This window comes from Flavobacterium oncorhynchi (genome assembly GCF_002217355.1).
GTDB lineage: Bacteria > Bacteroidota > Bacteroidia > Flavobacteriales > Flavobacteriaceae > Flavobacterium > Flavobacterium oncorhynchi.
In genome coordinates this window covers 1-1,068 of record NZ_MUHA01000008.1, presented here as the reverse complement: position 1 = coordinate 1,068, position 1,068 = coordinate 1, and the positions used below count along the sequence as shown (strand labels likewise).

Genomic DNA, 1,068 nt, shown 5'->3' with positions numbered 1-1,068 from the left:
GCAAACCTGAGCGGAAGCATAACAGTTAATTCACTGCTAGCTTTAAACGGAACAGAGTCTACGCTTTGCGCAGCTGACGGTTCGGGTTATGTCTTGAACTTTACAGTAACAGGTCAAGCGCCCTATACGGTAACAGGAACAGGTGCTCCAGGAACATGGTCTGGAAATGATTGGACATCAAGCCCAATTTTGGCAGGAACCAATTATAATGTAAGTGTTAGAGATGCTTATGCTTGTAATACTATAGATGTAGTAGATACAGCACCAATTTGCTGTGTATATGAAGTTACAGCACCAACATTCCCTGCGACGACGATAACGTGTTATGACCAAATGCCAACAGCAGTAAACTTGACAAAAATAGAGTTTGAAGCTTTAGGAAACAGTGACGGAAGTATTGGAAACATCCCTTGCGGTGTAATCGAAATTACAGCTTCAAATGGAGCAGCTCCTTTATGCAATGGAAATGTAATCAGAACGTATACCGTAACTGAATATGCAGATCTAAATGGCAACAAAGTACGTGATCTAGGTGAAGATACTGTGTTGAACACTACAGTGATCACTCAAACGTTCACTTTACAAAGAGCCGATTTTGTAATGCCTGCGGATCAAGGAACAACAGTTGCCTGTATTTCAGCAGTTACAGCACCAGTAGTGCCAGTAGTAAAAGACAACTGCGGTAATATCCTAACAGCTTCAGCACCGGTTATTTCAGCTGTTCCAAGTTGTAATGGAGTAGAGACTTATACGTATACTTTTACAGATTGTGCAGGACACATTCACGACTGGGTATACACTTATACGATTGACAATACTGTGGCACCAACAGGTACAGCACCTGCAGATGTTACTGTACAATGTATAGGCGATATTCCTGCAGCCAATGTAAATGGAATATTAAACGTAAAAGGAAACTGTAACAATACCGTTTCGGTAACAGTTGCAGAAACTAATAACGGAGGAACAGGCTGCAAAGCAAGTCCATACATCGTAACTAGAACATATACGTTAACAGACTGCGGTGGATTGCAAACGCAATTAGTTGAGAAATTAACAGCTGTAGAT

The 1,068-nt window shown here is 41.2% G+C and carries 1 protein-coding gene; it reads left to right on the top strand.

The window, feature by feature from the left end; translation table 11 throughout:
* Nucleotides 1–1,068: HYR-like domain-containing protein (locus B0A75_RS08185; RefSeq protein WP_208861259.1), on the top strand; the 1,068-nt coding region annotated here is incomplete at both ends.